Below are 24,118 nucleotides of genomic sequence, written 5' to 3'. Positions count from 1 at the left end.
TAGTTCAGCTTTCTGCTTCCGGAATGTTCATGAGCCTCCTGGGCCCCAGCGCAGCGCGGCAGGACCCCCTGGGCGGTCCCGGAGGCCACCTGGGCGGCTGGCGGGCCTACCTCTTCGCGGTCCTGTCGACCCTGGCGCCCCTGGGGCTGCGCCTGGCGTGGTCCACCGCGTTTGGTCAGCGGCCGCTGATGATCCTGTTCATGCTGCCCATCATCGTCAGCGCCTTCCTGGGCGGCCTGGGACCGGGGCTCCTGGCCACGGGGCTTTCGGCCCTGCTTCTCGTCGTGTTCCTGGTCCCGCCCACCCACTCCCTGGCCGTCGCAAGCCTTTTCGACCTGGCGCAGCTCTCCTTCCTGATGGCCAGCGGGGTCCTGGTGAGCGTCCTCGCGGGGGCCCTGCTGCGTTCCCGGGCCAAGGAGGCCGCCGCAACCGCCGAACTCCAGGCCGCCCTGGAGGAGGACATGGCCGCCCACCGTGCCCTGGGGGTGAGCGAGAATTCCCGCCAGATCCTGGACGCGCTCTACCGCGGGCTCATGGAGACCACCCCCGCCGGTTGCTTCGTCACCGACGGCGAATGGCGGATCATCCTGGTGAACCAGGCCTACGTCCAGCGCTCGGGGTACGGCCGGGAGGAGCTGCTGGCCATGCGGGTCCCCGACCTGGCCGTGGACCCGGGCGACGCGCCCTACCGGCGCATCCAGGCCGAGGGGCAGGTCCGGTTCGAGACGAGGCACCGCGCCCGGTCGGGGGAAATCTGGCCCGTGGAGGTCGTGGCCTCGTTCTCGCCCATGGAGGGCGGTCGCTGCTTCGTGTTCTGCCAGGACATCACCGAACGGGTCGCCGCACTTGAAACGGTGCGATCCATGGAGCACTTCAACCGGGCCATCCTGGATTCCGTCAACGCCCACCTGGTGGTGCTGGACCCGCGGGGGGTCATCCTCGCGGTCAACGCCCCCTGGAAGCTCTTCGGCAGGTCCCGGGGCCTCGGGCAGGGCGCCGAGGTGGGGGACGACTACCTGGCCGCGTGCGAAAGGGGCGCGGGGGAAGGCGCTCCCGGCGCCCGGGAGGCCCTGGAGGGCATCCGCGCGGTCCAGGAAGGCCGGCTGCCGGGGTTCACCCTGGAGTACCCCTGCGACTCCCCGGGGGAAAGGCTCTGGTTCACCATGAACGTCACCCCCCTGGGGAACTCGGGGGGCGGCGTGGTCATCACGCATCTGGACAACACCGCGCGCAACCGCATGGAAATGGCCCTGGTGGAAAGCGAGAAACGCTTCCAGGACATCGCCAGCGCCTCCTCGGACTGGTTCTGGGAGATGGACCGGGAGGGCCGCTACACCTACGCCTCGGAGAGCGTGGCCAAGGTGCTGGGCTGGACCCCCGCGGAGATGACCGGACGATCCGTGCTGGACGGCTTCGCCCCCGCGGACCGCCCCGGCATGGAGGCCCGGTACCAGAGGCTCTTCTCCGAGGCCCGGGGCTTCCGCAATCTGCCCGCCGCGCAGCTGCGCAAGGACGGGACCCTCTGCCACCTGCTCACCTCGGGCACGCCCCTGCTGGACGAAGCCGGAGCCCTGAAGGGCTTCCGGGGCCTGGACCGGGACGTGACGGACGTCAGGGCCGCGGAGGAACAGCAGCGGAGGCTGGAGGGGGAGCTGGTCCAGGCCCAGAAGCTGGAATCCATCGGCAGGCTCGCCGGAGGCGTCGCCCACGACTTCAACAACATGCTGGGCGTCATCCTCGGGCAGGCCGAGGTGGCCATGATGATGCCTGGATCCCAGCCGTTCCACCCCTACCTCGGGGAGATCATCAAGGCCGCGCGGCGCTCCGGGGACCTCACCCGCCAGCTGCTGGCCTTCGCCCGCCGGCAGGTCATCACGCCCCGGGTGCTGGACCTGAACGAGACCATCCAGGGCATGCTGAAGATGCTGGGCCGGCTCATCGGCGAGGACATCACCCTGGCCTGGATGCGCAAGGAGGGACTCTGGACGATCCGCATGGACCCCTCGCAGATCGACCAGATCCTGGCCAACCTCGCCGTGAACGCCCGGGATGCCATCCTCGGCGTGGGCAGGGTCTCCATCGCCCTGGAGAACGTCCACGTGGACCGGGACTTCCTGCGCGAGCACCCGGAGGCGGTGGAGGGCGATTTCGTGGCGCTCTCCGTGGCCGACACGGGCTGCGGGATGGACCCCGAGGTCATCAAGCACATCTTCGAGCCCTTCTTCACCACGAAGGCCATCGGCAAGGGCACGGGGCTGGGCCTCGCCACCGTCCACGGGATCGTCAAGCAGAACGAGGGCTTCATCCTGGTGGAGAGCCGGCCCGGGCAGGGCACGCGGTTCCGCATCTACCTGCCGCGCCACCAGGGCCCGGAGGCCGGAGCCGGGGACGGCGCGGCCCCGGCCATCCCCGCGGGCCACGGCGAGACGATCCTCCTGGTGGAGGACGAGGCCACCGTCCTGGTGGCGACCCGGATGCTCCTGGAGCACCTGGGCTACGCGGTGCTGCCCGCCCAGGGGGCCGCGAAGGCCCTGGAGATCGAGAGCGCCTTCCAGGGAAGCCTCGACCTGCTCCTCACCGACGTGGTGATGCCCGACATGAACGGCCGCGAACTGTCGGACCGGATCCGGAGCCGCAGGCCCGGGCTGCCGGTCCTGTTCATGAGCGGCTACACCGCCGACATCCTGGATCCCCACGGGGTCCTGGAGGAGGGGGTGCACTTCCTCCAGAAGCCCGCCTCCGTCCTGGAAATGGCCCACGGCGTGGAAGGCGCCCTGGGACGCCGTCCCAGGGTATGATGGGGGCCCTAGGAGGGTGTCCTCCAAGGTGGATTCCGCATGCGAAAAGCCGCAGCCATCCTGTTCATCCTGGCCACGGGCCTCGTCATCGGCTGGTGCGCCGGCCAGGGCACGCCCCGGGGCCCCGCCGCGCCACGCCCGGTGACGCCCCGGGGCGCCCTGCCCCCCGGCGAGCAGAGCGTGGTGGACCGGTTCCGCGAGGCGCGGGCCTCCGTCGTGTACCTCACCTCCCTGGCCTACCAGCAGGACCTCTTCTCCCTTGACGTGCAGGCCGTGCCCACGGGCACCGGCTCGGGCTTCATCTGGGACGCCAGCGGGCACATCGTCACCAACTACCACGTGATCCAGGACGCCCAGGAGGTGGAGGCGGCCCTGGCCGACGGCAGCCGCCACAAGGCCAAGGTGATCGGCGTGGCTCCGGAGAAGGACCTCGCCGTGCTGGCGCTCCAGGACGGAGCCTCGGCCAAGCTCAAGCCCTTGCCCCTGGGCACGTCCGCGGACCTCCAGGTGGGGCAGTCGGTCATGGCCATCGGCAACCCCTTCGGCCTGGACCAGACCCTCACCACCGGCGTGGTCTCCGCCCTGGGCCGGGAGATCCAGAGCGCCACGCGCCGTCGCATCACCGGCGTGATCCAGACCGACGCGGCCATCAACCCCGGCAATTCCGGGGGCCCTCTGCTGGACAGCGCGGGCAGGCTCATCGGCATCAACACGGCGATCCAGAGCACCTCGGGCAGTTCCGCGGGCATCGGCTTCGCGGTGCCGGTGGACACCATCAACCGCATCGTCCCCCAGCTCATCTCCCGGGGCCGGCCCGTGCGCGTGGACCTGGGGTTCGACCCGCTCCCCGAAGGGTGGGCCGCCTCCATCAACGTGCCGCCCGGGGTCATCGTGGGCCGCGTGCGCCAGGGCGGCTCCGCGGACCGGGCCGGCCTGCGGGGCCTGTCCCGCCAGGGCCGGGGCTACGCGCTGGGCGACGTGATCGTGGGCGTCAACGGGGCGCCCGTGAAGGACATGGACCGCCTCCTGGACCTGGCCGAGGCCGAACCTCCCGGAGGCCGCCTCCAACTGGAGGTGCTGCGGGACGGAAAGCGCATCAAGGTGGGTCTGGACCTGGAGCCCGGCAGGATCTGAGCGTTAGCGGGACCCTTCTCCCCCGTTCCTTCACCGCAGCCATTGACGGAGAGTCTCAATCGCCCGATATTGCGGGGAGCTTCGCAACCCGGGGAGAGTACCGCCATGGCCGAACTGACGCGGGATGAAGTCATCGAGCACGTGAAGAACAAGGTGTCGCTGGAGTTCGCGAACCTTTCGGGCCTGGATCTGCGGGGGATCGATTTCCGCAGGACGAACCTGAGCGGCGCGGACATGACCTCCTGCCGGCTGCAGGGCTCCCATTTCCTGGATACCAACCTGACCCGGGCCATCCTGTACGAGGCGGACCTTTCGGGCACGAACCTCTCGGGTTCCGACCTCTCCCACGCGAACCTGCAGAAGGCCATCCTGGTGGAGGCCAACATGACCAACGCCAAGATGGTGCAGGCCAGCCTCCGCCAGGCGGACCTGTCCCAGGCCGACTTCACCCAGTCGGACCTGGCCAAGGCCGACCTGCACTTCGCCAAGTGCAGCGGCACGGATTTCCGCCGCGCCGTGCTGGCCGACGCCAACTTCGGCCGGGCCTTCCTCCGGGGCGCCATGTTCCGGGGGGCCAACATCATGGGCGCCACCTTCGACGGGGCCCTGGGGATCGATCCCGCGGTGCTGAAGGGCGACATCGGCGGCGGCATCGAGCTCGACGACCCCGGATCCGGCCCCTCCCTCCTGGGCATGCTCAAGGCCACCACGACCGTGGACTACAACGCGCCGCGCCCCATGGGCGATTCCGGCAAGGGCGCCCCCGCCCGCAAGACCAAGTACCACCCCCCGCTGCGGGGCATCCCTTCGGTCATCTACACCACCGGCGGCTGGATCCGGGGCACCTTCCACGTGCCCACCATGCACGGCTTCCTGGAGTACCTGAACCTCTCGGGCGAGATGCTCAAGCTCACGGGCGTCATCCTGCCCTACCTCGAGATGGAACTGCGGTTCTTCGCGCTGCGCCGGGGCAAGGCCCTCCTGGTGATGCCCGACTGCGACCTGTCCCTCCTGCAGCTGCCCGAGCCCACCGCCCAGTACCACGTGCATCGCGTCTCCTTCCTCCTGGAAGGCGGCAGCGTCACCGGAAGCCTCGCCATCGAGGAGGACATCCGGGTGTCGGACTACCTGGCCAACCACGATGGCTTCCTGGTGCTGCGCAACTGCCGCTTCGGCGCCCACGACACCCCGGTGGAGGAGGAGAGCCACTTCCCGCTGCTCCTGGTGAACAGCGCCACCGTGGTGGGGGCTTCGGACGAGCGGTTGCGGGACTAGGGATAGTGATCGATCACCCCTACCGGGCATCCTTCAGGTCCAGGACGACCCACCCCACCGTGCGGGGCGAAAAGGAGAAAAAGCCCGCGGGAAGCATGACGGTGTGCAGGGCCAGATCCCCCTTCGGATCCCCCTTGGCCATTCCGAGCGGCTCCGTGACCCGCTTCCCCAGTTCGAACCGGCGGACCTGGCTCCCCGAACGGACGTAAACGGTCCGGGGCTGCCCCTTGACCCAGTAGAACGCCCGTCCATCGAAGGCCCCGAGGAAGATCTCGTTCTCCTTTAGTCCATACCGCTTCCGCGCTTCCGCCTGGGCAACGTAAGGGTAGATGCGGAGGTGGCCCTTTTCGATGCGGTAGAGATCCCGTCCGTCAAAGGCAGCGTCCTTGTCGAAGGAGAAGAGTTCGAGGGATGTCCATCCCGACCAGAACCGGGGCGGAATGGTTTTCTCGTATTTCGGATCGAGGGTCTCCCGATGAACGATCACGGTTTGGGGATCGTTCTTCAGGTACCCCGAGGCCATCGGATAACCGGGATCCCGGTGATAGGCGATCACGATCGTGCATTCCTTTTCGTTCGGATCCAGGGGGTTGAGGCGCGTGAGGACGAGACCCCGTTGTCCAGATCCCAGTCTGGCGGGTTCGAACGGAGGTGCGGCGGCCAGGACGAGGGCCGTTCCGAGGATGAACAGGAGTGGGGTGGCCATCTTCACTTCTCCCAGTCGATTTCATCAATCAGGTTGTTCTGGTGGTAGATCTTGTATGGGTGCAACACGTTGAAGTCGGCATCCCGCGCGAGGGCGGTGCGCAGGTCGCGCGGCGTGTAGGGTGTGCCCGGGATGATCAAGGTATGGTTGGCCCACATGGAACTCAATGGCACGCCACCGGCCCTGAGGCTCTGGATGATCCCATGGGTGCAATTGGTGGAATTCCCCAGATAGCCCGGGTCCAGGAACCAGTGATTTTTCTCCAGGTCCGCAATCGCCGCACCGGCCAGACCGCCCAGGTCCGGAACCTCGACCCGGAAGGCGCTATCAGGTTTGCGGCCACCCTCTTCCAGGAAAACCCTGTGGGGGCGGAATATCAGGATATTGGGCCCGTGCGGCTTCGAGGCACCTCCGGGTTCGTGCGGGAATTGGCTCTGGATGATTCGCCATTGATCGTCCGAACCCTTGATGGCCAGGGCGGCGTGACCCACTGAGTGGTTTTCTCCAATCACGCCGAGCCCTTTCCAGTCCCAGATCAGGACCAGCGCCGATCCGGCCTTTCCGGCCATGGATGAGGAAATGGGACGGAGGAACTCGATCATTTCAAGGTTGGTGGGGTGGGTTGGGGGAGTGGCGGGTGAAGGCGGTGCCATCACCTCCTGGACCTGCCTCAGGTGTTCCTCCTTCGCCTTCTCGATTGCGGCCAGCTGGGCGCGCTGCTGGTTCCGGAACATCTCGTCCATGCGGGCCTGCTGGAGGTCGCTCTGGGTCTTGACCATGTCGGCGATGGAAGGGGGCGGCGGCATGGGCGGTCCGATCAGGGCCGCGGTCCTTTGGCTTGTTTGCTGGATTTCCAGGGCGTTCTTGGCGATCTCGTGGGCCATGAGGCCGGGGCCGTGGAAGAGGGCCTCGCCGGGCTGGGGCACGCGGCCCGAGGCGCCCAGGGGCGGCACGGGCGCGGAGAAGACCTCCATGGTCGCTTCCCGCTTGATGGGGTCATAGGAAATGCCGCCGGGCCACTTGAAGTAGGGTTGGCGGGCCGCGCCTCCCCGGAGGCCGGGGCGGCCGAGGTCGTGCAGGTCGGGGGGATCGCCCGGGTCGCCCGGGCCTTGGCAGATCCACCGCGTCAGGTGGCCCGGCACGGCCACCAGGATTCCCGTGCCCTCATCCAGCTCGAAGGTGGGGATGGGGCCCTCGCTGCCGCCGGGCTCCTTTCCCAGGTTCCAGCGGTCCCGCACGAGGGTGCGGCACGGCACGGGAGCGCCGGCACCCAGCGCGAAATGACGGAAGTGGCGGACGGGGCCCTTGGCTCCATCACCCAGCTCCTGCACTCCCCGGGCGGCGAGGCGCCAACCGGATTCCTGGCCGGAGAGATCCTGAACGGGGGCGCCTTCCCATTCCAGGTGGAGCGCGCGCTGGTCCGAGGCGAAGTCGGTGAGCACCGTGGGGGCGAAGCTTCGCGTCCCGAGGGGGCCCGGACGCTCCAGGGCGGGGGCCCGGCCGTAGCCCAGGCGCAGGGTTTCGCCGGTGCTCTCATCCAGCACCCCCGTGACCTGCAGGGCGCCACGGAAGAATTCCGGCGCAATCCCACCCGGCCCGGCCTCCCCGGGGCGCGCCATCGCCGTGAGGCTGAAGCTGCCCGGGGCCGGGCCCTCGTAGGTGACCCGGATGCGCGCCTCGGTGTCCAGGAAGGCCAGGGACGGGGTATCCGGGTCCTGGCCCGGCCCGTCCAGGGCCGGGACCGGAGCGGCGGGGGCCCGTCCCGCCAGGACCACCCGGACCTTCGCCGCTTCCGATGCCGCCTCGAAATCCACCCGGCTGGGGCCGTAGGTGAAGGTGAGGCGGCCTCCCTCCGTGTCGCGCACCTCCGTGATGCGGAAATGGTGCGCCCCGGACGGGTCGGGGCGGTATTCGAACGCCCGGCCCGCGCGAAGCACCAGGAATCCCCCCGGCCCAGACCCGGCCAGGGGCAGGAGGAGGTCACCCGCAAGGCCGCCCACCGCGGGTCCGCAGGCGGCGTCCGGGCCGTACCCGAAGGGTGCCAGGAGGTCCCGGGGATCCGCCTGCGGCGCCGCGCCACCCGTGCCGCCCCCCGTCCCGTCCGGGAGCGTCCATCGCGCGCTCAGGACCTTCGCGCCGGCTTCCCCGCAGTCCCATCGGCAATGGAGATGTCCCGGGGACAGCTCGAATCCCGACGCGGCCGACGGGGCCGGACCCGGCCCCCCATGGGGGGCGAAGCGCCCCAGGAGGGCCGGCACGTACCGAACGCCGGAGCCGCCCACCCCGGGGCCCAGGGGAATCCGCAGGGTGGCGGCGCCGGTCCCGGGATCCACTTCCAGGACGGAAGCCTGGCCCAGGGTTCCCCTTGGCTTGTCGGCACCATCCGCAGCCAGTGACATGAAATTGAATGCAATCAGGGTCAATGCCTTCAATGTGCAGGGAACGGGGGGACCCAGGCCGCCACGCGGATGAAGGAAGGACGGGATGAAGCTTCGCCGAAGCATGGAACCCCCCTGGCCCGACGCCGCCAGGGCCATCGGGCGATCACGCGTCCCCGGACGCGGGAATGCGTTTCAGGTGGATATGTGTAGGCTGGGGCCCCGGGAGCGCAAGCGGACCGCCCCTTCAGGGCGGGGTGAATGGTGGGGCATTTTGTAATTTAACTTGAATAAATTTAAATTTATTTTATTTAAATGGGAAGACTGCGCTCCCGTCGGAGACCCTACGCCCGGGTGATGACCATGAGCACCACGGCGACCAGCGTGACTCCCACCACCACCAGGTAGGTGGCGGTGAGCGCCACTCCCCGCAGGTGACGCTTCCAGGCCGTTCCGCCGTGGACGCGCTTCAGGGCGAGGCATAGGTGCACGGGCAGGGCGATGAGCAGCAGGCCCCCGGCCATCCTCACCAGGCCCCAGGGCGCCTTGGACAGGACCTCCTGGACGATGAAGACGCTGAAGGCGTAGGCGTGGAAGTGGAGCGAGAAGATGATGTGCTCCACGAAGTAGCGCCCGCTGCCGGAGTGGAACAGGAACAGGAGCCCGGCGAAGGCGGGAAGCAGGAGGAACATGACGCGGGAGATCCAGAGCAGGAGCGCCGCCTTGAAGGCCTCGGGATCCTCCTTGGCCTTGAGGATGCCCTTCCGGACGCGGCCCACCTTCTTCTGGAGGGGCGCGTCCGGGGCCTGGCCGTCGACCGCGAGGTTGATGACCACGTCGTCCTGCGGCTTCGCCTGGGCGCGGGCCGTGCTGCCGCCGTAGCCCAGCATCATGAAGAGCAGGAGGCTGACCACGACGTAGAGCCGGAACGGCGGAAGGTATCGCGCCCGCCTACCGGCGAAGTATTCCAGGGTGAGCTGTCCGGGGCGCAGGAAGAGCAGGCGGAGGGTGGCGGCGAGCCGGGAATCCAGGTAGAAGGCTTCCAGGAAGGCCTCCTTCAGGACGTGCTTGAGGCGCAGGTCCCGGTCCTGGCGCGGCTGCCCGCAGCGGGAGCAGAAGCGGCCGTGGAGCGGGGTGCCGCAGTCAAGACAGGGTTCCAGCGTGGGAGTCGTTTCCATGGGGCTCGCTATGGAAGTGGACCCTCAACCATAGCATCCGGCCCCGGACCTACTTCCCTTCCTTCCTCAGGACGATGGGCACCGGTGGTCTCCGGCCGGGCCCCAGGGTCCCTTCCCAGCGCTTGAAGCCGCGCAGGGACACCACCAGGACGGCGGGGGCGTCCGGCACCCGGATTCCGTTGCAGGGCGTCGTGCCCACGGGGCGTCCGTCCAGCGTCACGGAGGCGCCGGGTGGCGTGCTGCGGATGTCGGCCCAGGAGGTGGAGGGCTGGAGAACCAGGTCAAGGGGGGGCTGGCCGGCGCGGATCTCCTGGACGACGGTGTCGTAGCCGTTCAGGCGCACTTCGATGAGGTGCGTGCCGAAGGCCACCGAGCCCGAGAAGGGCGTTTCACCGGCGGGTTTCCCGTCCAGCAGGACCTGGGCCCGGGGCGGCGTGGTCTGGACCTTGAGGGACCTGGGGAAGAAGTAGAAAAGGGCCGCGGCGGCCACGGCGCCCACGGCCCAGAGCACCTGGCTGCTGGGGCGGGTGCGGGCCGTGGTGAGGGTGGGGGTCCAGCCCTTGGGGTGGGACTTGGTCGCGTAGCCCGCCAGGGTGATGCCCTGGGGGGGCGAGTTCCGGGGGGGAGCGCTCTCGGTGGGTGCCGCGGCGTCGCCCTTGAAGAGGCCCGGGGGGGGGCCGGTGAGGGGCGCCACGGGTTTGGGCGGGGCCGGCACCGCGCGGGGCCTGGGGGCGGTCGTGGCGGCGGGGGTCGCGGGGATGGAGAAGGCCTCGGTCTCATCGGGCCGCGGCATGCGCGGGGAGGAGGGATGGGAGGCGCTGGCCGCGCCTTCGGGGGACAGCCCCCGGGTGACCAGCTTGTCCTTGAGGCCCATGGCCTCGGCCAGGGCGGTGAGGAAGGCCAGGACGGACTCGTAGCGCCGGGTGGGGTCCTTGTGCAGCGCCTTGATGAAGACCCGGGCGAGGGGGGCGGGGGTTCCCGGGGGGATGGCCGGGGGGTCGTGGGCGATGGCGCTCAGCACGGAGGAGAGCGTTTCGCCGGGGAAGGGCAGGGTGCCCAGCACCATCTGGAACGCCATCACCGAGAAGGCCCAACGGTCGGTGGCGGGCGTCGCGCGGTCGCCTCCGAGGAGTTCGGGCGCGGTGTGGGTGGGGGTGCCCATCATGGTCCCGGTGTGCGTGAGGCTGCTGTCGTCGTCCCGGGCCAGGCCGAAGTCCGTGAGCTTGAGTTGGGAGTCCCGGCTCACCAGGATGTTCTCGGGCTTGATGTCGCGGTGGACCACCCCGGCGCGTTCCGCGGCCACCAGCGCCTGGCCGAGCTGCGAGAGCCAGTCCAGCGCGGTGCCGGGATCGAGGGTCCGCTCCGAGAGGATCCTGGAGAGCGCACTCCCGTCCACGTATTCCATGGTGAGGAAGGGACCCACCTCGGGGTCCTCGCCCACGTCGAAGACCGTGATGATGTTGGCCTGGTTGAGCTGGGCGCTGATCTCGGACTCGCGCTGGAACCGCGCGATCATCGTCTCCCAGTCCGAACGGGTCTTCTGGACGATCTTCACGGCGACCCGGCGCTTCAGCAGCGGATCCTGGGCGAGGTAGACCACGCCCATGGCCCCCGCGCCCAGGCGCTGCAGGACTGTGTAACGCCCGATGGCCGCGGGGTCTACGAAGTCCATGGCATCCTCCTAGGCCCTTCGCACCATGACGACGGTGCGATCGTCGGTGGCGGGCGCGCCCCGGGTGTGCTCCTGGAGGGCGGCGGTGAGCCCCTGGTTCAGCTCGGGCAGAGGCAGCGCGCCCAGGCCTCGGAGGGTCCGGCAGACATGGGCGAGATCGAACTCCACGCCCTGGGCATCGGCGGCCTCGGTGATGCCGTCGGTGTACAGGAAGAGCAGGTCGCCGGGTTCCATACGGATGGAGCCCTGGCCGTACTCGGTTCCCGGGAACATGGCCAGGGGGAAGCCCTGGGAGGCGAGCTCCTCTGTGGTTCCGTCCGCGCGGAGCAGGGGAATGGGGTTGTGGCCGGCATTGGTGTAGGTCATGGTGCGGGCCGCCGGATCGAGCAGGCCCAGGAAGGCGGTGATGAACCGGTTGGTGGTGGTGCGCTTGCTGAGGGCCAGGCTGATCTTCCTGGCGAGGAGGGCGGGGTCCTCGGCGCCTTCGGTCCAGGCCTGCATGAGGGCCTGGAACGTGGCCATGAGGAGCCCGGGCCCGATGCCCTTGCCCGAAACGTCGGCGATGGCCAGCCAGGTCTTCCCCCCCGGGCCGGGCCAGAACCCGTAGAGGTCGCCCGAGACGTTCCAGCACGCCACGTTGATGCCGAAGAGCTCGAAGCCCTCCAGGGCCGGGCAGCGGTCCGGAAGGAGGCGCTCCTGGATCCTGCGGGCCACTTCCATCTCCTTCTGCATGGCTTGCTTGACGACCAGTTCCTCCATGAGCCGGGTGGTGCGGATCTTGGCGGCGGCCATGTGGCTCACCACCGCCACCAGGCGCAGGTCCTCCTCCGTGAACGCCCCGCGCATGGGGCCGGCGTCCATGTAGATGATGCCCACCACCTCGCCGCCGTGCTCCAGGGGCACCGTCATGATGGAGGTGATCCCGCTGGACATGATGGACTGCGCCTGGGCGAGCTTCGAGTCCAGCATGGGGTTGTTGATGAGGAGAGCCTCCTTGCGCTCCACGGCGGCTTCGAGCATGGTCTTCGACAGCTCCACCTGGAAGTCGTGGCCCCGTGAGCGGGAACGCGCGGCCACCTGCGTCATGGGCCCCTTCCCGTTCCTCAGGAGCACCGCGCCCCGCCCCGGGTTCAGGAAGGCGTAGAGGCGCTCCAGGAGGTCCCACAGCATCATCTCGGTGGAGACGTCGCCCAGCATGTCGAGGCTGAGGGCGTGGACGATGTCCAGGGCCTCCTTCCACCGCTTGGCGGTGCCGATGTCCTGGGTGCCCGGGGACGACGCCCGCAGCCGGTCCACGTCCATGAGGAAGGAGACGCTCGAATCCTGGGCCGCGGGGATGTCGGGACCTTCCTCGATCCGGATCGAAAGGCGCCCGAAGACGATCTCGTCGCCTCCCCGCACCTGCCGGGGCTCCAGGATGCGGTCGCCGTTGACCAGGGTGCCGTTGCGCGAGCCCAGGTCCTCCAGCGTCGCCGTGCCGTCCCGCCAGGTCAGCCGGGCGTGGTTCCGGGAGAGGCTGGAATCCTCCAGGACCACGTCGTTGGCCGGGTCCCGGCCGATGGTGAGGGCAGCGCGGTCCCTCCCGAGTTTCACGGGGGCCCGGTCGGGTAGGCGGATCCAGAGTTCGGCCATGGGATTGCCTTTGGTCAGGCAATCTTTGTCGGTTTTCTTGACTTGTCAACTACGATTTATAATCTCTTGATAAATAAGGTGTTGAACGGTGCATCCGTTATCCTACCGCCCTGCGCCGAGCCCCATCCTTTTTCATCCCTGAAATCGGCGTTCATGAACACCTCTACTGGGGCGTCAGGGAGCTCTTACGTCGGGCCGAGGCATTCCGGGAGGCGGTCGAGGATCAGGTCGGCCACAGAAGGGACACCAGGGCAAGGTTCGGATTGCCTCTCGGGCGACCCAGGCCCTCAGGGTGGGGATGGAAAACGGGCTATGGCGTTCGGGCCGGACCAGCGGGGGTCCGCCAGGAACGGGCTTCGGGAAAGGGAGGTTTCGGAGATCCAAGGAGTTCGTGAATCGTAGGGGGGAAAACCCGAGCTCGCTCGGTGACCAGGAACGCAAAGGTGGCCAAGCAACAACTGCCATGGTGGTGGAAGCCGGCCCAGGTCCGGCCCTCGAAGTGTCCCAAGCCGAGTTCCCCCTTCAATTCCTGGTAGTCCCGCTCGACCCGCCAGCGCAGCTTGGCCACCTGGACTAGGGCTCGCAACGAGGTGTTGGCCGGTAAGTTGGAGAGCCAGAACCGCACCGGGCTGGGAGACTCCGGTGGCCACTCGACCAGCAGCCATTGCTCCGGATGGATGAACACATAGTTGCCCTTGGAGCGCAGGAGCCCCGGCACCAAAACCCTGCAGGCGGCGAATCGGGAGGTCAATGGTCCCTTCGAGCCTTCTCGCCATTCGATGGATCTCCAAGCCGTCTTCGGTAGCCCCTGGGCCAGGACCAGGACCTTTCGGGTCGGCTGCTTCGGGTTGGGCCTGAAACATTGCGAGTATCTCCCGCGCTTGGGCCTCCGCCGCCGGGGTGGCAGCGGACCTTGTCCCTCCTTCCAGACCAAGATGCTGGAGCGGACTCCCACCATGAAACTCAAACCTCGATCGGCCAGCCCCTTGCGGAAGGCGCCACTGTCGCCGTAACCCGCATCGGCGACTACCGGCGCCAAGTCCGTTCCTTCTGCAATCAGGTCATCGATCAGTCCAAGCGCAATCTCCGGCTTGGAAAGGAACTTCATGTCCTCCGGGATGCCGGTCATCCGGCGGCGGGCTGAATTCTGCGTCCATTCCTTGGGCAGGAACAGCCGGTAGGCGGTAGGCAGGCTCGCAAATTGGTTGGCAAGGTTGATCGTAACCACGCTTTGGCAATTGGCGACGATGCCCCGCTCGCCGCAGTATTGATTGGCCACCCCTACGGAGCAGGAACCGCGTTTCGGGAAGGAGGTATCGTCCACGACCCAGGCTTCCAGGGCACCCCTGGAGAGCAGAAATGGCAAGGCATAGTCCCGGGCCCCGCGCAGAATGGCCCGGTGATCCCAGACGGAATCCGTGATGAATCGTTGCAGCGACGCATGCTTGGCCTGGGTGCTCCCGGGTGCGAGCCGCGCCGCCATGGGCTCCATGCTTTTTCGCTCGCCGGGCAGCGCCAGCCCTCGACAATAGTCGCAAACGACTTGCTCCGGACCCCACCAGTTGGCCTTCCGCAAGGCCGGCACCAACAGAGCACTGGCAAATGCCACTACCTTGGCCTGATCGATGTCCTGTACGGTCATCTGACACCTCCAGACCCCGTAATCTCTACTGCCGCATCGGGACCGAGGGTTACATCCTCCCCCCAGCATCCATAACCCCTGCCAATCCAAGATTCCGGGAATGGCAGACGCGCGCCCCAGTAGAGACACCGATCTCAGGGATGAAGGAGATGAAGCCTTCCCTTCAATCCGAACAGACCCTAACTCTCCCCCCGGATCACCTTCTTGAACGCCTCCATCTCCCCTTTCCCGATGGGCCGGGCCGGGACGCCGCCCCAGGTCTCCCCCGGCCCTACCCGGCTTCCGGGCAGGACGACGCTCTCGGGGAGGATGACGGCGTCGTCGCCGATGACCACGTCGCCCATGACGCAGCAGGCCAGGCCCAGGGTGGCGCGGTGGCCCACCACGACGGGGGCCACCACCAGGTTGCCGCCGCCGCCGTAGTGGGCGAATATGCGCACGCTGCCGCCCACCACGGCGTCGTCGCCGATGGTGATGAGGGAGGGGTCGCTGATGTACTCCGTATTGATGAAGGCATGCCGGCCGATCTTCATGCCCATGGCCTTCAGGAACCAGACGCCGTAGGGCGTGAGGGTGACGAAGGGCAGGAAGGTGAACCGCACCAGGTAGAAGAGGCCGTTGTGCAGGAACCAGGGCACGGCGTCCAGGGTGTAGTAGCCGCCCTTGTAGGGCTTCACCCGCGTGGGGAGGACCTTGTTGTAGGCCGCCACCGCCACCAGGAGGGACATGCCGAACACGAACCAGGCCAGGGCCAGGGCGAAGCCCCGGAGGAGCCAAGCGGGCACGGCGGGAAGCCCGGCCGCCACGCCGAACAGGTGGTAGGTGAGCGCCAGGGCCGGCGCCAGGGCGACGCCCAGGGCCGTGGCCGCCAGGAGGTAGAGCAGGAGCACCACGAGCCCGTAGCTGGCGCGGGAATGGCGGCGGAGCAGGGTCTCGAAGGCATTGCGCGAAGGGGCAGACTTCGCGTGGCCGATGGCATCTCGCATGGGGCTACCTGGCGTCGGGGAAGGCGTGCCATTATGCGGCCGCCCCGGAACCACCACAACTAGTCCTTTTTCCGGATCCCGGAGTGGGCCTGGAACTCCTCCTCGACCTTCTCCACGTCCGGAGAGTTGAAGATGACCAGGTTCCTGAGGTGGATGTAGCTTTCCAGGCCGTCGATGGTGGAGAACTCCATGCCGAAGCCCAGGGCGTTTTCCGCGGCGACGACGCCGGAGGTGCGGATCTCCACCTCGCCGGCCACCAGGGAGATCACCGCCTCGCACGGCGTCCCCACAGGCGGGCGCTCCGTAGTCAGAACGAGCATGCCCTTCATGGAAAGGTCCTTGACGCGGGCCCCCTCGATGGACTTGCCGCCCACGGCGATGCGCACATCGAAGGCGATGGGGACCCGGGTGAATTCGCGCTGCTCGGAGTCGGAGGTCATGGCGGCATCCTCGAACCCCTAGGATACCTTCGGAGCGGGTCCCAGGGTTGTTCCTTCGATGAGGGCGACCGGGACGATGGTCTGATGGACCGTATCCTTGCCGATGGCGGCCAGGGCCAGGGATACCGCCTGGTGGGCGATGGCCGGGATGTTCTGGGCCACGGAGGCCAGCCCGGGGTGCAGCTCCACGAGGCCGTCGAAGCCCAGCACCGAGACCTGGCCGGGCACCTGGACCCCCAGGTCCTCCAGGGCCCCCAGGGCCCCCACGGCGATCTCGTCCGTGGCGCAGAACACGCCGGTGGGGCGGTGGCCCTGGCGCCAGGCGTCCCGCATGAGGCGGTAGCCGCCCAGGACGGAGGCCTCCCCCTTCACGGTCGCCGCCTGGATCCCCGGGAGGCTGGACCCGGCCAGCACGGAGGTGAATCCGTCGGCGCGGTCCTGGGCCCACTGGACCTCGCACGCCACGGTCAGGTGGAGCAGGTTCCGGTGCCCCAGGGACAGCAGGCTGTGGGCCGCCAGGCGCCCGCCCCCCATGTCGTCGGGGGCCACGCAGGAGATGCCGGGGTGGTGTCCGATGAGTACCGCCGGCACGCCCCGCTCCCGCAGGAGCTCCAGGCGCCCGTCGACCCCGTCGCTGTTGAAGACCAGCACCACGTCGAAGCGGGTGCGCACGTGGCTGATGTCCTCGGGCAGCTCCACCACCTGGGTGGCCCGCACCTGCATCTCCCGGAGCAGCGCCCGCCAGATGAGGTTGAAGTAGGGGGAGAGGCGGTTCTCCCCGGCGCCCACCCAGATGCCCAGGGTGTGCTTGGTGCGCATGGAAAGCTCCCGCGCGACGGGATCGGGCTCGTAGCCCAGGCGCTTCATCACCGCCAGCACGTTCTTGCGGGTGGTTTCGGCCACGGTGGACTTGCCGTTGATGACCCGGCTCACGGTTCCCTTGGAGACGGCAGCCTGTCGCGCGATTTCACCGATCGTGATCTTCATGGTCGTTCCAGGCGGAGGGCTGCGTCCGCGGCCCCGTAGAGGCTCACGTCGTAGTCGCGGACGATGTGGACCGGGGTGGCCCGGGTGATGGCGTCGAGGTGCGCGCGGTAGTTGTGGTCGAAGGCGGCCATGAAGCGCCGGCCCTCCAGGAACAGCCCCGCGTTCTTGGAGGCCACGCCGCCGGCCAGGAAGATGCCTCCGGTGGGGATGAAGGCCACGCAGAGTTCCGCGCACACCCGGGCGTAGAGCTCCACGAAGAGCTCCATGGCCCTTCGGCAGCACGGATCTTCCGTCCGCGCCGCGATGGCCGCGGGGCGCCCGGCCTCGGGCAGGGCGAGGATGGCGGCGGAAGCCGCGGTGGGGGCGAAGCGCCCCGATTCCGCCAGGAACCGGTGCAGGGCCGCGATGCCCGGGCCCGACACGGCGGTCTCGGCGCCCGGGGGGCCCGGATACTTCGGGCTGACGTGTTCCCAGAAGGCCAGCGTCTCCGGCCCGGTCATGGGCAGGCCGATGTGGCCGCCCTCGCTGGGGTGGACCCTGGGGCCGTCCGCGCCCCGGGTGATGAACCCCACCCCCAGGCCCGTGCCCGCGCCCACCACCAGGACCGTGCCCTGGGGGTCCGGGGCCGGCTCGGGGGCGCCGCCGTGGGGCAGGGGCAAGAGCTGCTCCCGGTCCCCGGGGTCCAGGAGCAGGACCCCTTGGGAAACGGCGGAGAAGTCGTTCATCAGCTTCACGGGGATGCCCAGTTCGGCGCCCAGGGCGGGACCGTCGATGTCCCAGGTGGCGTTGGTGAGTCGGATCCGCCCGTCCTGCACCTGGCCGGCGGCGGAGACGCAGAAGGCCTCGGGCCGGCCCAGGTCCGCGGCCTCGGCCAGGAACCGCCGCAGGGGCCCCGCCAGGGAGGACTCGGCGGCGGTGCTGAAGACGGCCTTCCGCAGGAGCCGGACCCGCCCTGGGTGCCCGGCCAGGAGGGCCAGGGTCAGGTTGGTGCCTCCCACGTCAGCGGCGAGGACAATCCGTTCCGGAGATCCGGTGGGCATGCAGCCTCCTGAAATACTGGGCACGAAATTTTTCTTGTTGACAACCCTACCTTGATTAGCCAAACATTGCGTGACTTCTTTGTAACCGGTTTCATTCCCCGAGCGCTAGGTAGAATTCTTAACACACACAAGCAGACGGCCAATGGGCACTCTTTTTCGCCTGCAGTTTGTAACCGGTTGCATCGATTCCGTCGGAATGAAGTAGCTGATTAAATCGGTAAGGTATCCACGGACGCGCGCAAAAGGAATCGAATCATGACTTCGCAGTTCACGGAAGACCAGGGCACCCGCCGGGCCGAATGGTGGCGGGGCGCCTCGATCTACCAGATCTACCCCCGGAGCTTCCAGGACACCAACGGGGACGGCGTGGGGGACCTGCCGGGAATCACCGCGCACCTGCCCTACATCGCCGACCTGGGCATCGACGCCATCTGGATCTCCCCCTTCTTCACCTCGCCCATGCGGGACTTCGGCTACGACGTGTCGGACTACCGCAACGTGGACCCCATCTTCGGGAACCTGGCCGACTTCGACGAGCTGGTGGCCAAGGCCCACAAGCTGGGCCTCAAGGTGCTCATCGACCAGGTGCTTTCGCATTCCTCGGACCAGCACCCCTGGTTCAAGGAGAGCCGGTCGAACCGCACCAACGCCCGCAGCGACTGGTATGTGTGGGCCGACCCCAGGCCGGACGGGACGCCGCCTTCCAACTGGCAGTCCGTCTTCGGCGGAGCGGCCTGGGCCTGGGAGCCGCGCCGGCGCCAGTACTTCCTCCACAACTTCCTGGAATCCCAGCCCGACCTCAATTTCCACTGTCAGGCCGTGCAGGACCAGATGCTGGAGGAGTGCCGGTTCTGGCTGGAGCGCGGGGTGGACGGCTTCCGCTTCGACGCCTGCAACTTCCACTTCCACGATCCGCTCCTGCGCAACAACCCGCCGGCCCGGGGCAAGGCCCTGGAAGTCTCCTCCGTGCGCCCCGGGAACCCCTACGGCATGCAGCTGCACCGCTTCGACAAGACCCGGCCCGAGAACCTGCCCTTCCTGCGCCGGCTCCGGGAACTGCTGGACGCCTACGGCGCGGCCAGCGTGGGCGAGGTGGGCGACGAGGATTCCCTCGCGACCATGGCCGAGTACACCGGCGGGGGCGACAAGCTCCACATGGCCTACGGCATGCACCTGCTCACCGACGAGTTCAGCGTGGCCCGCATCCGCGGGGCGGTGGAAGCCTTCGAGAAGCGGGTGAAGCGGGGCGGGGGCTGGGCCTGCTGGTCCCTTTCCAACCACGACTGCGCGCGGGTGGTGAGCCGCTGGGGCAACGGCACCGAGGATCCGGCCTTCCCCAAGGTGCTCCTGGCCATGCTGGGTTCCCTGCGCGGCACCTTCTGCGTGTACCAGGGGGAGGAGCTGGGCCTCACCGAGGCCGTGGTTCCCAAGAACCGCCTCACGGACCCATACGGAATCGCCTTCTGGCCGGACTTCAAGGGCCGGGACGGCTGCCGCACGCCCATGCCCTGGACCCCCGAGGCGCCCTTCGGGGGCTTTTCGGGCGTGGACTCCTGGCTGCCGATGCCCGCGGAGCACCTGGCCCGGGCCGTCTCCCTCCAGGCCCAGGCTCCGGACTCGGTCCTGGGCTTCTACCGAACCTTCCTGGCCTGGCGGCGGGGCCAGCCCGCGCTGCGCGAGGGTTCCATCACCTTCCCCCGGGCCGACGCCCCCCTCCTGGTCCTCAGGCGGGAGAGCCCGGCCCAGTCCATCCTCGCCGTCTTCAACCTCGGGCCCGCACCGGCCGACTACCTTCTTCCTCCGCACATCGATCCCCTCCTCGGCCATGGCCTGGAACCCGCCCCGCTCCAAGGGCGGCGCCTGCGCCTGCCCCCTTGGGGCGGATTCTTCGGGCAATCACGCCCTTCGACCCAGCAGTAACCCCAACCACCGCCGCGTCAGCGGCATCTTCAAGGAGCCAACCCCATGAAGAACAAACTTCTCCTGGCTGCGTTGCCGCTGGCTCTTGCCTGCGGGACCCTGGCCGCCCAGGATACCTTCGACCTCCACGGCTACATGCGCTCCGGCGTCGGCCGTTCCTCCAACGGCGGTGAGCAGGTCTCCTTCTTCCTCGCCAACACCGGCGGGTCCCCCACCGGCGGCCCCGGCTACCGGCTCGGCAACGAGACCGACAACTACCTTGAGCTGGCCTTCGACGTTCGCGCCTACGACAAGGGCGAGGAGTCCTTCAAGCTGCACTTCCGCCCCTCCTTCCGCGGGTACTACCAGGTGCGCGACGCCTCGGCCGATGCCGGCGGCGACGTGGACAACAGCAAGGCCGGTTCCCCCAACCAGCAGGTGTGGATCCGTGAAGCCTGGGGCGAGGCCTCCGGCATCTTCGGCAAGAGCCAGTTCTTCAAGGACGCCACCCTGTGGGCCGGCCGGCGCTTCTACATGCGCCAGGACCTCCACATGCGCGACCAGTGGTACTGGAACGACAGCGGCGACGGCGTCGGCATGGAAGGCATGAACCTGGGCTTCGCCAAGTTCCACTACGCCTTCATCCAGCACGATTCCGGCAACGTCACCAGCGACTGGAACAACGGCGCCATCCGCGGCCAGCTTGCCCCCTACAGCCAGTGGGTGGGCGGCAGCGGCCACTTCGTGATCGGCTCCCACGACCTGCGCCTGAGCGACATCAAGCTCTGGCAGGGCGGCAGCCTGACCCTGGGCTACCAGTACAACGACGCCCACGGCGACGCCAAGGCCGACGCGGCCGGCATGAACAACAAGGGCACCCAGTACAGCCTGATCTACAACCAGTCCAACGTGCTCGGCGGCGACAACCGCGTCTACGCCACCTACGGCAACGGCAACACCTTCTGGAACTGGTACAACCCCGAGGTGAAGACCGAGAACACCTGGTGGATGCTCATGGACTCCCTCTACTTCAAGCCCGCCCGGAACCTTGAAGTGGCCGCCACCGCCATCTACCGCAAGCAGAACGGCAAGGGCACCATGGCCGGCAACACCAACAGCTGGCAGTCCTTCGGCGTGCGTCCCATGTACTTCTTCACCAAGCACTTCAGCATCGCGGCCGAAGTGGGCTTCGACAAGCTGAAGTTCGACAACGAGTCCGAGGACCGGCACCTCTTCAAGGAGACCCTGGCCCTGCAGTGGAGCCCCCAGGCCTCCTTCTGGAGCCGCCCCTCCATCCGCATCTTCGTGACCCGCGGCCAGTGGAACCAGAACGCCAACGCCTGGAACAAGGTGGGCGAGGGCCATTTCGGCGCCGACACCCAGGGCGTGACCTTCGGCGCCCAGATCGAAGCCTGGTGGTAATGAGGGCCTGACGGATGGAACGACCTCCCTTCGGCATCTTCGCAAGCGGTTCCCGGCGCGCCCGTGCGCGCCGGGGGCCGAGGGGAGGCTCCATGCGCCTGAACTGGCTTCTCGCGACGGCACTCGGTCTCGTGGGCCCGCTGGGATGCGCGGGGGGCGGGGGAGGAACCTCGACCCCCGCGTACCCGGCGGACACCACGACCATCGCCGCCGGCCAGCAACTGGAGAACACCCCCCGCTGGTACGACGACGCCATCATCTACCACGTGTGGGTCAAGAGCTTTTCCGACGGCGTCTACAACGACGGCATCGGCGACCTGCCCGGCCTCCAGGGCAAGCTGGACTACCTCCAGTCCCTGGGCGTCAACACCCTCTGGCTGTCCCCCATCTTCGAGTGCACCTACAAGGGCACGAACATGCATGGGTACGACACCACCGACTACTACGCGATCAACAACCGGTTTGGCCGCAAGTCGGACCTGAAGGACCTCATCGACGCCACGCACGCGCGCGGCATGCGGATCATCTTCGATTTCGTCCCGAACCACACCTCGGCATCCCATCCCTGGATGGACGACCCCGCCAAGCGGAACTTCTACGTGTGGCAATCCACGCTGCCCGCGGGTTGGGGTTTCCCCTGGGGCGGAGGCACGTCGTCGGACGTCTGGAAGGCCTATGAGGGCGCGTTCTACTACTCGGCCTTCGCCGGGGACGCGGACCTGAACTACTACAACCCCGAAGTGCGCTCCACCATGCAGGGCGTGGTGAGCTACTGGCTGGACCGGGGGTTCGACGGCATGCGGGTGGATGCCGTGCGCTACCTCTGCGAATCCGGGCCCGGCAAGGCCGCGGACACGCCCGAGACCCACGCCCGCCTCCAGGAGTTCCGGTCGGTGATCGACGGCTACCTGGCCCCGGGCAACGCCCATCCCCGCCCCGGCGGGGACGCCTCCCGGTACAGCGGCAAGATGATGATCGCCGAGGCCTGGACCAACGACGCCGCGGGCGTCGCGCCCTACTACGGCAACGGCGCCAACGAGTTCCACCTCTGCCTGGATTTCAGCGCGCCCTGGGCGGTGTACAACGCCATCAACGGTGCCGACGCCACGCGGCTGACGTCCCTTTGGGAACTGGAGCGGGACACCTACCCCGCAGGGTTCCGTTCGGCCCCCTTCGATTCCAACCATGACAACGTGATCTCCCGGCCCGGCACCCAGTACGGAGGCAGCCGTCCCAGGATCATCCTGGCCGAGGCCCTGAACCTGCTCGGCCCCGGCACCCCCATCATCTACTACGGCAACGAGGTGGGCATGACCGGCGCCTCGGGCACGGACCTGAACCTTCGCGGGCCCATGGACTGGGCGGCGGTGACCGCCCAGTCCGCGCAGCCGGATTCCATCCTCAGCTGGGTCAAGTACCTGAACAGGGCCCGCGCGGCCTATCCGGCCCTGCGGGGCGGCTACGCGACCCTCGCCACCGACCTGGGCCCTTCCAAGGTCCTCGCCTTCATCCGCTCCGCCGGCGCCGAGCGCGTGGTGGTGGTGGCCAACCTCACCGCCACGGTCCAGACGGCGGTGCTCACGAACCTCACGGCCAACGGCGTGGCCCCCGGCGCGGCGGTGGGCGCCATCCTGGGCGACACCAGGAACAATAATTCATTAAATGGAACCCAGTACACCGTCAGTGCCCTGCCTCCCTTCGGCGTGCGCGTGCTGCACGTGGCGGGGGATACCTTCAAGGGCACCATCCATGGCGATATCCAGTAGGTCCGAACAGTTCTAGACTCATTCCCGCAATCCCACCTCTCCTTTCACCTGGAAACAACCTCATGGGCGATCTCCAAATCAAAGCACTGAAAAAAGCCTTTGGCGATGTGATGATCCTCCAGGGGCTGGATCTGGACATCCACGACGGGGAATTCATCGTCTTCGTGGGTCCCTCGGGCTGTGGCAAGTCCACCCTCCTGCGCTGCATCGCGGGGCTGGAGGAGATCACCTCGGGCGAGCTGCACATCGGCGGCAAGAAGGTCAACGACGTGCCGCCCTCCAAGCGCGGCATCGCCATGGTCTTCCAGAGCTACGCGCTCTACCCCCACATGACCGTGGCCGAGAACATGGCCTTCGGCCTCAAGCTGGCCGGCGCCTCGAAGCAGGAGATCGCCGAGGCCGTGGCCCGGGCCGCGGCCATCCTCCAGATCGAGCCCCTCCTGGAGCGCAAGCCCAAGGCCCTTTCCGGCGGGCAGCGCCAGCGGGTGGCCATCGGCAGGGCCATCGTCCGCAAGCCGGACGTGTTCCTCTTCGACGAGCCGCTGTCCAACCTGGACGCCGCCCTGCGCGTGCAGATGCGGGTGGAGCTCAGCCGGCTGCACCACGAGCTGAAGACCACCATGGTCTACGTCACCCACGACCAGGTGGAGGCCATGACCCTGGCCAACCGCATCGTGGTGATGAACAAGGGCCTCATCGAGCAGGTGGGGACGCCCCTGGAGCTCTACCACAAGCCCGCCAACCTCTTCGTGGCCGGGTTCATCGGCTCGCCGAAGATGAACTTCCTGCCCTGCACCCTGACGTCCGCGGAGGACGGTTCCGCCCTGGTGAAGCTCTCGGACGGCACCTCCATCCGGGTGCGGGCCCGGGCCCACGGGCTGGGGCCGGGCGCGCCGCTGACCCTGGGGATCCGCCCGGAGCACCTCCTGGCCTCGCGGCAGGGCGCGGAGGGCACCGCCCCCGCCCGCATCCAGCTGGCCGAACACCTGGGCGACATCACCTACCTCTACGTGGCCGCCCCCAGCTGCCCCGAGACGCTGACCGTCAAGTCCGATCCCGAAAACCCCCTCACCACGGGCGACAACGCGTTCCTGGCGTTCCCCGCGGAGCACTGCTACCTGTTCGACGCATCCGGCAAGGTCCTTCCCCAGGACTGAGTCCCC

At 68.2% G+C, this 24,118-nt stretch carries 17 protein-coding genes; 7 read left to right on the top strand and 10 right to left on the bottom strand.

Annotated elements, in window-relative coordinates; all coding sequences use genetic code 11:
- Nucleotides 1-29: 29 nt before the first annotated feature.
- The 3 genes from ACZ5LB_RS09835 to ACZ5LB_RS09825 all read left to right on the top strand — a co-directional run bounded on the left by ACZ5LB_RS09835 (nt 30) and on the right by ACZ5LB_RS09825 (nt 5,207).
- Complete coding sequence (locus tag ACZ5LB_RS09835; protein ID WP_464606036.1) at nt 30-2,798, top strand: PAS domain S-box protein; 2,769 nt, start codon at nt 30-32, stop codon at nt 2,796-2,798.
- A 39-nt stretch (nt 2,799-2,837) separates the two neighbouring features.
- Nucleotides 2,838-3,932: a S1C family serine protease gene (locus ACZ5LB_RS09830; protein WP_464606033.1), complete on the top strand. Its 1,095-nt coding sequence runs from the start codon at nt 2,838-2,840 to the stop codon at nt 3,930-3,932.
- A 105-nt stretch (nt 3,933-4,037) separates the two neighbouring features.
- Nucleotides 4,038-5,207, top strand: a complete 1,170-nt coding sequence (locus ACZ5LB_RS09825; RefSeq protein ID WP_464606031.1) for a pentapeptide repeat-containing protein — start codon at nt 4,038-4,040, stop codon at nt 5,205-5,207.
- Nucleotides 5,208-5,226: 19 nt separating this feature from the next.
- Here the strand turns inward: ACZ5LB_RS09825 and ACZ5LB_RS09820 are convergent, their stop codons facing one another.
- The 10 genes from ACZ5LB_RS09820 to ACZ5LB_RS09775 all read right to left on the bottom strand — a co-directional run bounded on the left by ACZ5LB_RS09820 (nt 5,227) and on the right by ACZ5LB_RS09775 (nt 17,868).
- Nucleotides 5,227-5,913, bottom strand: a complete 687-nt coding sequence (locus tag ACZ5LB_RS09820; protein ID WP_464606029.1) for a hypothetical protein — start codon at nt 5,911-5,913, stop codon at nt 5,227-5,229.
- 2 nt (nt 5,914-5,915) lie between these two features.
- The gene (locus ACZ5LB_RS09815) at nt 5,916-8,312 is read right to left on the bottom strand and encodes a hypothetical protein (protein WP_464606027.1); all 2,397 of its coding nucleotides are present in this window, start codon (nt 8,310-8,312) and stop codon (nt 5,916-5,918) included.
- 323 nt (nt 8,313-8,635) lie between these two features.
- On the bottom strand, nt 8,636-9,469 hold the full coding sequence (locus tag ACZ5LB_RS09810; protein WP_464606025.1) for a DUF3667 domain-containing protein: 834 nt from the start codon (nt 9,467-9,469) through the stop codon (nt 8,636-8,638).
- Between the two features lie 49 nt (nt 9,470-9,518).
- Nucleotides 9,519-11,141, bottom strand: coding sequence for a serine/threonine-protein kinase (locus ACZ5LB_RS09805; RefSeq protein WP_464606023.1), 1,623 nt, complete (start codon nt 11,139-11,141; stop codon nt 9,519-9,521).
- Between the two features lie 9 nt (nt 11,142-11,150).
- On the bottom strand, nt 11,151-12,773 hold the full coding sequence (locus ACZ5LB_RS09800; RefSeq protein ID WP_464606021.1) for a SpoIIE family protein phosphatase: 1,623 nt from the start codon (nt 12,771-12,773) through the stop codon (nt 11,151-11,153).
- Between the two features lie 310 nt (nt 12,774-13,083).
- Nucleotides 13,084-14,415: an IS701 family transposase gene (locus tag ACZ5LB_RS09795; RefSeq protein ID WP_464602688.1), complete on the bottom strand. Its 1,332-nt coding sequence runs from the start codon at nt 14,413-14,415 to the stop codon at nt 13,084-13,086.
- Nucleotides 14,416-14,594: 179 nt separating this feature from the next.
- On the bottom strand, nt 14,595-15,401 hold the full coding sequence (locus ACZ5LB_RS09790) for an acyltransferase (protein WP_464606019.1): 807 nt from the start codon (nt 15,399-15,401) through the stop codon (nt 14,595-14,597).
- A gap of 59 nt (nt 15,402-15,460) precedes the next feature.
- Nucleotides 15,461-15,841, bottom strand: coding sequence for a PilZ domain-containing protein (locus tag ACZ5LB_RS09785; RefSeq protein WP_464606017.1), 381 nt, complete (start codon nt 15,839-15,841; stop codon nt 15,461-15,463).
- 18 nt (nt 15,842-15,859) lie between these two features.
- Nucleotides 15,860-16,828, bottom strand: a complete 969-nt coding sequence (locus ACZ5LB_RS09780) for a LacI family DNA-binding transcriptional regulator (protein WP_464606015.1) — start codon at nt 16,826-16,828, stop codon at nt 15,860-15,862.
- Nucleotides 16,825-17,868, bottom strand: coding sequence for a glucokinase (locus ACZ5LB_RS09775; protein WP_464606013.1), 1,044 nt, complete (start codon nt 17,866-17,868; stop codon nt 16,825-16,827). Before ACZ5LB_RS09775 ends, ACZ5LB_RS09780 begins: the two co-directional genes overlap by 4 nt.
- A 255-nt stretch (nt 17,869-18,123) precedes the next feature.
- Between ACZ5LB_RS09775 and ACZ5LB_RS09770 the strand changes: the two genes are divergently transcribed.
- The 4 genes from ACZ5LB_RS09770 to ACZ5LB_RS09755 all read left to right on the top strand — a co-directional run bounded on the left by ACZ5LB_RS09770 (nt 18,124) and on the right by ACZ5LB_RS09755 (nt 24,112).
- On the top strand, nt 18,124-19,788 hold the full coding sequence (locus ACZ5LB_RS09770) for an alpha-amylase family glycosyl hydrolase (protein WP_464606011.1): 1,665 nt from the start codon (nt 18,124-18,126) through the stop codon (nt 19,786-19,788).
- Between the two features lie 45 nt (nt 19,789-19,833).
- Nucleotides 19,834-21,189 carry a carbohydrate porin gene (locus tag ACZ5LB_RS09765; RefSeq protein ID WP_464606009.1) on the top strand — a complete coding sequence of 452 codons (1,356 nt, stop codon included), beginning with the start codon at nt 19,834-19,836 and terminating at the stop codon, nt 21,187-21,189.
- 92 nt (nt 21,190-21,281) lie between these two features.
- Nucleotides 21,282-22,955, top strand: a complete 1,674-nt coding sequence (locus ACZ5LB_RS09760; protein WP_464606007.1) for an alpha-amylase family glycosyl hydrolase — start codon at nt 21,282-21,284, stop codon at nt 22,953-22,955.
- Between the two features lie 110 nt (nt 22,956-23,065).
- Nucleotides 23,066-24,112, top strand: coding sequence for an ABC transporter ATP-binding protein (locus ACZ5LB_RS09755; RefSeq protein ID WP_464606006.1), 1,047 nt, complete (start codon nt 23,066-23,068; stop codon nt 24,110-24,112).
- Nucleotides 24,113-24,118 lie beyond the last annotated feature (6 nt).

It is taken from the genome of Mesoterricola sp. MK458 (assembly GCF_055384935.1).
This window is presented reverse-complemented; position numbering and strand designations above follow the sequence as displayed.

Bases quoted from the DNA above. Each gene is read 5' to 3' on its own strand.
- ACZ5LB_RS09835 (WP_464606036.1), top strand. From the start codon at position 30: ATGAGCCTCCTGGGCCCCAGCGCAGCGCGGCAGGACCCCCTGGGCGGT.
- ACZ5LB_RS09830 (WP_464606033.1), top strand. From the start codon at position 2,838: ATGCGAAAAGCCGCAGCCATCCTGTTCATCCTGGCCACGGGCCTCGTC.
- ACZ5LB_RS09825 (WP_464606031.1), top strand. From the start codon at position 4,038: ATGGCCGAACTGACGCGGGATGAAGTCATCGAGCACGTGAAGAACAAG.
- ACZ5LB_RS09820 (WP_464606029.1), bottom strand. From the start codon at position 5,913: ATGGCCACCCCACTCCTGTTCATCCTCGGAACGGCCCTCGTCCTGGCC.
- ACZ5LB_RS09815 (WP_464606027.1), bottom strand. From the start codon at position 8,312: ATGTCACTGGCTGCGGATGGTGCCGACAAGCCAAGGGGAACCCTGGGC.
- ACZ5LB_RS09810 (WP_464606025.1), bottom strand. From the start codon at position 9,469: ATGGAAACGACTCCCACGCTGGAACCCTGTCTTGACTGCGGCACCCCG.
- ACZ5LB_RS09805 (WP_464606023.1), bottom strand. From the start codon at position 11,141: ATGGACTTCGTAGACCCCGCGGCCATCGGGCGTTACACAGTCCTGCAG.
- ACZ5LB_RS09800 (WP_464606021.1), bottom strand. From the start codon at position 12,773: ATGGCCGAACTCTGGATCCGCCTACCCGACCGGGCCCCCGTGAAACTC.
- ACZ5LB_RS09795 (WP_464602688.1), bottom strand. From the start codon at position 14,415: ATGACCGTACAGGACATCGATCAGGCCAAGGTAGTGGCATTTGCCAGT.
- ACZ5LB_RS09790 (WP_464606019.1), bottom strand. From the start codon at position 15,401: ATGCGAGATGCCATCGGCCACGCGAAGTCTGCCCCTTCGCGCAATGCC.
- ACZ5LB_RS09785 (WP_464606017.1), bottom strand. From the start codon at position 15,841: ATGACCTCCGACTCCGAGCAGCGCGAATTCACCCGGGTCCCCATCGCC.
- ACZ5LB_RS09780 (WP_464606015.1), bottom strand. From the start codon at position 16,828: ATGAAGATCACGATCGGTGAAATCGCGCGACAGGCTGCCGTCTCCAAG.
- ACZ5LB_RS09775 (WP_464606013.1), bottom strand. From the start codon at position 17,868: ATGCCCACCGGATCTCCGGAACGGATTGTCCTCGCCGCTGACGTGGGA.
- ACZ5LB_RS09770 (WP_464606011.1), top strand. From the start codon at position 18,124: ATGACTTCGCAGTTCACGGAAGACCAGGGCACCCGCCGGGCCGAATGG.
- ACZ5LB_RS09765 (WP_464606009.1), top strand. From the start codon at position 19,834: ATGAAGAACAAACTTCTCCTGGCTGCGTTGCCGCTGGCTCTTGCCTGC.
- ACZ5LB_RS09760 (WP_464606007.1), top strand. From the start codon at position 21,282: ATGCGCCTGAACTGGCTTCTCGCGACGGCACTCGGTCTCGTGGGCCCG.
- ACZ5LB_RS09755 (WP_464606006.1), top strand. From the start codon at position 23,066: ATGATCCTCCAGGGGCTGGATCTGGACATCCACGACGGGGAATTCATC.